Source organism: Blautia sp. MSK.20.85 (assembly GCF_013317245.1).
Taxonomy (GTDB): Bacteria; Bacillota; Clostridia; order Lachnospirales; family Lachnospiraceae; genus Blautia_A.
This window is the reverse complement of sequence record NZ_JAAIUN010000053.1, coordinates 1-7,192: the sequence shown is the minus strand read 5'-3', so window position 1 is coordinate 7,192 and position 7,192 is coordinate 1. Positions and strand designations below refer to the sequence as shown.

General features: G+C 36.5%; 12 protein-coding genes. 6 read left to right on the top strand and 6 right to left on the bottom strand.

The features are described 5' to 3' along the window. Positions 1-25: 25 nt before the first annotated feature. From G5B12_RS16630 to G5B12_RS16615, 4 genes are all read right to left on the bottom strand, one after another. The gene (locus tag G5B12_RS16630) at positions 26-1,099 is read right to left on the bottom strand and encodes an integrase DNA-binding domain-containing protein (RefSeq protein WP_147603100.1); all 1,074 of its coding nucleotides are present in this window, start codon (positions 1,097-1,099) and stop codon (positions 26-28) included. Positions 1,100-1,203: 104 nt separating this feature from the next. After that, positions 1,204-1,425, bottom strand: coding sequence for an excisionase (locus G5B12_RS16625; protein ID WP_021650362.1), 222 nt, complete (start codon positions 1,423-1,425; stop codon positions 1,204-1,206). 424 nt (positions 1,426-1,849) lie between these two features. Then, on the bottom strand, positions 1,850-2,122 hold the full coding sequence (locus tag G5B12_RS16620) for a helix-turn-helix domain-containing protein (RefSeq protein WP_015541278.1): 273 nt from the start codon (positions 2,120-2,122) through the stop codon (positions 1,850-1,852). After that, complete coding sequence (locus tag G5B12_RS16615; RefSeq protein ID WP_015541277.1) at positions 2,109-2,546, bottom strand: RNA polymerase sigma factor; 438 nt, start codon at positions 2,544-2,546, stop codon at positions 2,109-2,111. The genes G5B12_RS16620 and G5B12_RS16615 overlap by 14 nt, the downstream gene beginning before the upstream one ends. Positions 2,547-3,050: 504 nt before the next feature. Between G5B12_RS16615 and G5B12_RS16610 the strand changes: the two genes are divergently transcribed. Further along, positions 3,051-3,410, top strand: a complete 360-nt coding sequence (locus tag G5B12_RS16610; RefSeq protein WP_015524620.1) for a helix-turn-helix domain-containing protein — start codon at positions 3,051-3,053, stop codon at positions 3,408-3,410. A gap of 63 nt (positions 3,411-3,473) precedes the next feature. Here the strand turns inward: G5B12_RS16610 and G5B12_RS16605 are convergent, their stop codons facing one another. Beyond that, positions 3,474-3,809, bottom strand: a complete 336-nt coding sequence (locus tag G5B12_RS16605) for a hypothetical protein (protein WP_005426510.1) — start codon at positions 3,807-3,809, stop codon at positions 3,474-3,476. A gap of 171 nt (positions 3,810-3,980) precedes the next feature. On the opposite strand from G5B12_RS16605, the gene G5B12_RS16600 reads away from it, so the two are divergent. The 3 genes from G5B12_RS16600 to G5B12_RS16590 all read left to right on the top strand — a co-directional run bounded on the left by G5B12_RS16600 (position 3,981) and on the right by G5B12_RS16590 (position 4,837). Beyond that, the gene (locus G5B12_RS16600; RefSeq protein ID WP_015541275.1) at positions 3,981-4,244 is read left to right on the top strand and encodes a helix-turn-helix domain-containing protein; all 264 of its coding nucleotides are present in this window, start codon (positions 3,981-3,983) and stop codon (positions 4,242-4,244) included. A 94-nt stretch (positions 4,245-4,338) separates the two neighbouring features. After that, positions 4,339-4,512 (top strand): hypothetical protein, encoded by a 174-nt coding sequence (locus G5B12_RS16595; protein WP_005426514.1) that lies wholly within the window; start codon positions 4,339-4,341, stop codon positions 4,510-4,512. Next, positions 4,499-4,837: a type II toxin-antitoxin system RelE/ParE family toxin gene (locus tag G5B12_RS16590; protein ID WP_019162149.1), complete on the top strand. Its 339-nt coding sequence runs from the start codon at positions 4,499-4,501 to the stop codon at positions 4,835-4,837. Before G5B12_RS16595 ends, G5B12_RS16590 begins: the two co-directional genes overlap by 14 nt. 53 nt (positions 4,838-4,890) lie before the next feature. Here the strand turns inward: G5B12_RS16590 and G5B12_RS16585 are convergent, their stop codons facing one another. After that, entirely contained in the window at positions 4,891-5,250 is a 360-nt protein-coding gene (locus G5B12_RS16585) for an MmcQ/YjbR family DNA-binding protein (RefSeq protein WP_174088892.1), read from the bottom strand. A gap of 400 nt (positions 5,251-5,650) precedes the next feature. Between G5B12_RS16585 and G5B12_RS16580 the strand changes: the two genes are divergently transcribed. Both G5B12_RS16580 and G5B12_RS16575 read left to right on the top strand, forming a co-directional pair. After that, complete coding sequence (locus G5B12_RS16580) at positions 5,651-5,992, top strand: plasmid mobilization protein (protein WP_005426517.1); 342 nt, start codon at positions 5,651-5,653, stop codon at positions 5,990-5,992. Further along, complete coding sequence (locus tag G5B12_RS16575) at positions 5,941-7,113, top strand: relaxase/mobilization nuclease domain-containing protein (protein ID WP_244096132.1); 1,173 nt, start codon at positions 5,941-5,943, stop codon at positions 7,111-7,113. The genes G5B12_RS16580 and G5B12_RS16575 overlap by 52 nt, the downstream gene beginning before the upstream one ends. Positions 7,114-7,192: the final 79 nt, after the last annotated feature.

Sequence of the window (7,192 nt, the reverse complement as noted above, 5' to 3'; positions counted from 1 at the left end):
AACCCCTTGTATTTACTGGAGTTTTCTAACTTGTCCTTATTATAACTCGACCATGAGGCGTGATCTTTGGCATTTGTTCCTCATGAGTACGATTATACTTTCCTAACGCCCACTGAAAATGTTTTTCCCAATGAAGTGCTACTTCAGGCATATCTTTTTTATCCAGAAATAAGAATCGACTATATCCATCTATAATCGGCTCAACCCTTACTTTTTTACGGTTTTTCACAATCTGTTCAAAACATTCATAAACTTCATCTGTCATCGGTAACATTCGTGTTCCACTTGAAGTTTTGGTATCTTCAATGACGTACTGCATTCCTCTGGTTCTCTGAAGCTGATGATTCACATTGATTTTTCTCTCCTGAAGATCAATATCTTTCACTGTCAATCCACAAAACTCAGAAATACGAAGTCCAGTCTTAAACAAAATAAACATTCCATTATAGTATTTTGAGTAATGGTCATCATTTCGGATAAACTCCAGAAATAACTCTTCCTGTTCTTTTGTAATTGCCTGTCTTGTAACACTGTCATTTACGACAACTGTACATAATTGAAATTCAAAAGGATTCTTGCGCAGTAAATCATCTTCAACTGCCATCTGAAATGCAGGTCTTACAATTCCACGCACACTGTGAATGGAACTGTATCCTCTTCCATCTGCTTGCAGTTTAATAAACCATGCTTTTGCATCCGACAATTTTATTTTATCTATTCTTCTGGTTCCGAATTCTTCTTTTTTTATTATATTGATCACAAAATCATAGTTCGCCTGAGTGTTATGACGAACCCCCTTTTTTTGTCCAATGTATTTTTGAACCAAATCCAAAACTGTTAAATTTCCTCCGTAAGGTACTATACCATCATGTAAATCTCTTTGGATATTCTTTTCTTTTTCCCTTAGCGCTAAGCATGGTCTGCATCCAGTTGGCAGAGAATCTGTTGGCTCTAATTTCCAACTATACAAAAACTTCTGCTTTCCATAACAATCTGTATATACAAACGCATATCTTCCATCTTTTCTCTGACTTTCTCCGTTTCGTAAAATTCGACCTTTTTTATCCCGTCGTTTTTGGTCACGTTTTGTTTTACCCAAACGTCTTCGCCCCTTTCTACGAAGAAGCCCTAGCACGATATAGGTATTATATCATACCAGGGCTAGCATTTTCACTTTAAAGTGCTAAATTGTTCGTATATTTTTTACAAAGACGTAGTCTGATCCAGAAAGGCCTCAAATTTCTTACGGTTAATCAATGACTTACACCCCACCTGGACTGTAAAGCAACATTCTGAATTTAGATGTTCCGAAATAAGCATCCTTATTTTCTTTTCACCTATTCCAAAATATTGCACTGCTTCATCCACCGTAAGCATATATTTTTCCCAAATTGGAATCTTACCTTTTTCAATTTTAATCGCCACTCTTCTCTCCTCCTTTTCTCTTTGGACAAAACATTTTTATCTGCCCATGACAATTTACAATTTTATACACTGTCATCGGCAGATAAAATTACAATACAGGTGGCAGTTCAGTACTCTGCCCACATCGGTTTTGCACCGTCATTAAATATGACCAGCTTTTTTCTGGAAGTATCATTATCACAGATATGCTTCGTCGCCCTGTGCAGCTGCTGCACATTTTGTCAAATTCTTCTCGCTCCATACCTTTACTTCAATGTTATATTTCAGCATTTCCTCGTATTTACTCCATTAACAGAGCAGATATATCATGGCGGATTTACCTAGTGGCTCTACATATCTTCACGTCCTGTATGTAAAACAATATACAATTTTCAAGGTACAAAAATTCCTGAAGGGGAAAAGGAATCTATATTAAATACTCCCTTTACTGATTACTTTTCCTTACATATGATTTCGTATCAAATCCCAAGGTCTTAGTAATCAGTTTTGCTTCCAGGCGTTGACGCAGAGTTTCATCTACACAGTAATGCACCTGTCCAAATTCGTCAAACATTTTTCTGGTAGCCAAAACTGTTATGTACCCTTCATAATGCTTCAACACTGCCTGGATTGCCTCAGTATCACCAGTTGATGCTGCCTCAATAACATGGAATGGCAGCAAATCAAATGCGCATTTCTGTTTTTTACTTTTTTTCATTTGCAGATTCCTCCATATTTTTTCTCATCAGTTCCAGTGATCGTCTACGATGCTCATTAATTGTGCTGCGTACAAGATTCATTTCTCTGGCAATGTCTGCATCACTCATATCCATAAAATATGATAATAACACAACATTCCTTTTCTTTTCAGTAAGTGTCTGCAGTGCTTCAGCAATCAATGCATCTTTGACTTCTATGTCGTAACCCAGGACCTGAAAACGATGTGTTTCCATTTCATGCTCTTCCATTATAAAAAGTCTGCTCAACTCCTTTTCTGATAATTCTGACAACATCACTTCATACTTCTGGCGATATGCCATATGCTTTTCATAATTAATAACTTCACTTTTCAATGCCAGCTTGCACAGAGAATCAAACTGATGTCTGACTGTCTGCTCATCTTGAAAAGAGGATTGCTCCATAAGAGTTCACCTCCTTCCCCGCCGGTAGGCAATAAGCAAAGTTCTTGCTTCCCCTTCACACATATCCCAAACGGATGAGTGCATTTGTCGGGGTGTGGGAAGAAATTTTTAAAAAATTTCTTAATAAATACGAGAAAATTGTTTTTCCTGTATTTTGAGGTATATAAAAAACGTCCTAATGGGTAGTTTTTAGCCCATCGGACGCTATTTATATCAAAAGATAATATTTTGCCATCATTTTTTGTGGCATATAATTCACTTTTTGAGGTAAAGAAATTTATTTGCTTTTTTGAACTATTTATCTATTTCATCCGTCACGTAATGACGGATATGATACCAGACAATAAAATTCTTAATCTTTCCTATACCTCCGGATCTGTTTTACGGAAATTCAGAATTTTATATGTCTTTTAAAAAGTGAAATATCACCCTCTTTTTTAGTGAAATATTAGTTCATTTTCTTTCAAGAAAGGGAACTATACACTAAACATGGAGGTGTATCATATGCCAAAACAAACAGATAAAGAACTGGGATTGTTTTTTAAGAACGCCCGACACGAGCAAAAATTGACTTATGAAGAATTAGCTGAAAAAGCAGAAATGTCCAGCCGATATTTAAAGGAAATTGAAAATGGGGGCCGAGTTCCCAGTTTTCATAAAATCAGAAAACTGGTACGCGCTTTAAATGTTCCTCCTGAACCATTGTTTTATCCAAACAATCATACAGATAATCTTGATTATCAACGCCTGCTCATGTACCTGTCAAAATGCAACGATGAGCAAATTACCGCTATCCTTGCCATCGTAGAAGCATACCTGCGCACATACAAAATTCCTACAGACCACGATAAACAAGATCCCTGAAATTCATTTGAATTCTATCTGAATTATTCTGAAGAAGCGGTATGGTTTCCCATACCGCCACTCTTAACGTGCATATTTTTCTATCATTCTCTTAACATTCGTGGATTTCTTTATTGCCCCTATATTAATAAGAAACTCAACTACATCCATCATTCCCTGGTAATAAGCCCGCTGCTCCTCTTCATAATGGAAATGTTCTAACTGATCCAGATATTTATTCCAGAAATTCTGCTCACGCTCTGGGATTTTTTCCAGATGTAGTGGCAGCTTCTTTTGTATTTGTTTCAAATTCTTCTCTGCTTCTTTCCATTCTTCCGGCTGTACTGTATATTCTCTTTCTCCGGAGTCACAGCGCAATTCCTCAAATAAATTCGATACTGCTTCATAAAACTCATTCATCTTCTTTCCACCTCTCATTAGAATTATTTCTCATTACAGGCAGCATTATCATTTTCTTATTTCAAAAATCAAATAAACTTTCCAAAAACTTCATCTTTAGAAGTATAGTAACAATATTTTTCCTTAAAATCAATAATAATACTTCATCTTTAGAAACTTTTGAGGATCAGAATGATTATTTATTGGGATAAAAAAACGAACAGTAAAAACAGAATAGGACAACGGGTAAAAGAATTACGAAAGGCTCATAATCTTACTCAGAAAACACTCGCTGCCAAATTACAACTTGCAGGATATGATTTTAATGATCTGGCAATCCTGCGAATTGAACAAGGCACACGTTTCGTTCCCGACTACGAAGTTGTCGCACTGGCCGAAGTATTTAATGTTTCCTGCGAATATCTTCTTGGTCTGACGGACGCTCCTGCAAAATAATTCAATTGTATTGCTGCCCATTCTATGCTAAACTATGGATAGATACTTCTGAACAACATACACTATTTATAAACCGTATGATTGGAGTGATTTCATGGAATTAACAAAAAAAGTCCCTACAACCGATAAAAACCAGGAAAACAATCATCTTCTCCGCATGTTAGACCGGGGAATTGATGATATGGAAGCTGGTCGTGAATTGCCACTGGAAGATGCTTTTCGCAAAATCACAGAATTAAGGGATGCACGAAGAAATGCAAGAATATAAAATTATTTTAACCTGGGAAGCAATTTACGACGTCACAGACATTGCAGATTATATTGAAGAAGAATTCGGCCAGCAACGTGCTGACCGTTTTCAATCTGATCTGAAAGAACAAATGCAGAATTTAGGCCAGTTCAGTACTGCCTTTCCCCGAACTCAAATTCTGTACAGAGGATATTCCATACATAAAAGATCTTTTCCGCCATCTATTATTTTTTATATTATAATGGAAGAAACAAAAGAGATTCATATTCTCCGAGTGTTGCGCCATGAACGAGATTGGGAAAATATCCTGTTGCAAAGATCAACTTATACATATCCAGAATAAATACCTGGGAGCCGATCAGAGATTTTTCTGAAAGGCTTCCTTTTTAATTTTAATTACTTCCCACTGTCAATTAAATCATAACTCATATCCAGAAAATCTAGCGTCTTAGCTTCACTGACAGATTCATCCAAAAGAATCGTAATCCAGTGTCGCTTATCCATATGATACCCCGGTAAAAATCCATACGTTTGAATTAACATCCCAACCAGATCAGGGTCACATTTTACATCCAGGATATTAATTTTTCCATCTTCTTCTAATCCCAGTGTTTTCTTTTCCACTGCCATAATTATAGCATACCATTTTCCATTTTTATGTCGAAGCACCGCAGAATCAGGATCTTTTTTCCATAAATATTCCGGTTCCGTTCCATATTGCCCTTTCACATATTGAAAAATTTCCTCACGTTTCAAATTTATCCCTCACTTACGATTTCTTGCTCTGATTATACGCTATCAGGATTATATTCTCAACCACTTCTCACAGTTCCATTTATGTTTTATAGCTTTTGCATAGCCTGCTTTGCAGGCTACACCCCAAAAGAAGCAAGCACTGCCAGTGTCATGACAACTGGCTCATTTTGTCAAATTCCCTTTCCGGTTCATTCTACCAAAATGTATCAGGGAGTATCCCTGGCCCTCTCATATTTTATAATTTCTTAATTTGACGCTTTCACCCAGTCCTGTTAAAATAACTTACAGATACATCTGTCCAAACCAACAAAAAACCAAGTACCATAACTGTCATAGCCGAACTGGTTAGACAGTTTTTTTGTACTCTTTTTTATAGAAAAAAACGAATTGGAGGATTTCAATGAGCAAACGTACCAGAATTCATCCCGTACAATTTTATTTGAATGATGACGAACAATACATTTTAGAAGAAAAATATCGTCTTTCCAGGATGAAAAGCAAATCTGCCTTTCTACGGAAAATGATCTTATATGGATTTGTATATGAAGTAGACTACTCTCATATCCGAAAAATGAATACCCTGTTGGGCAATATCAGCAGCAATTTGAATCAGATCACCCATCGTATAAACAGTACCAATACAGTTTACCCAAAGGACCTGGACGATATAAAGGAGTTAATGGAAAAAATATGGCAGTTACAAAAATCCATGGTATCAAAACAACCGTTGATAAAGCAATAGAATACATCTGCAATCCAGATAAAACTGACCAGAATCTATATATTTCTTCCTTTGCCTGCTCTCCCGAAACAGCCGTTCTTGACTTTAAATACACTTTGGATCATACACATGACTGCAGAGATCCGCACAATACAAATAAGGCATTTCATCTGATTCAGGCATTTTCCCCTGGTGAAGTTTCCTATGAAGAAGCCCATCAAATTGGCAAAGAACTTGCGGATCGCTTACTGGAGGGAAAATACTCCTATGTTCTGACAACACACACTGATAAAGGTCATGTACATAACCATTTAATTTTCTGTTCTGCAGATAACATCACTTTTTCTCATTACCATGACTGTAAAAAGAATTACTGGAAAATACGAAATCTCAGCGACACTTTATGCCAGGAACATAACCTGTCCACAATTATGCCAGATGGTAAAAAAGGAATGAAATACAATGAATGGGCTGCAAATAAATCTGAATCCAGTAAAAAAGCGCAGCTGCGAAAAGATATCAACCAGACAATCCGAATTGTTTCCACTTACTCAGAATTTCTTGCATTTATGGAAGCTAAAGGATATGAAATAAAAAACGCAGAATTTGGCGAAAGCAGCAGAAAATACATTACCTTTCGTTCTCCCGATATGTCCCGTCCAGTGCGTGGAAGTGCTAAATCTTTAGGAAAAAATTTTACTAAAGAACGTATCAAAGAACGCATTGAAAATAAACGTCAGAAAGCTATTTTTCCTTCTGTTCATAACAAATTAATAGATACCAATGCTCCCAATATAGCAGGAAACATTGGACTTCAGAAATGGGCAAATAAGGAAAATTTAAAAATTGTCTCTGCTGAATATAACAAGATGTTCACACATAATCTACATAATTTTTCAGAACTTGAAGACCGCATAGCCTTGTTACATATGCAGCAAAAAGAGGTAAATACCTCTGTTGTTTCTCTCGAGTCTCAGATACGCCATCTTCGAGAAATGCTAAAATATGCCGAACAATATCAGAAAAATAAAATTTACGACGACCATTATAAAAGCTCCAAAGATCCAGATCGTTATTTCCGTAAATATGAATCTCAAATTATTCTTTTCGCGGGTGCTGAACATATTTTACAGGAAAATTGATTATTCCGGGACTCTCAGAGCCACCTGTCCGGACTTTGAGAGCCACCATTCCGGAGAATGGGAGCCATATATTCCGGTA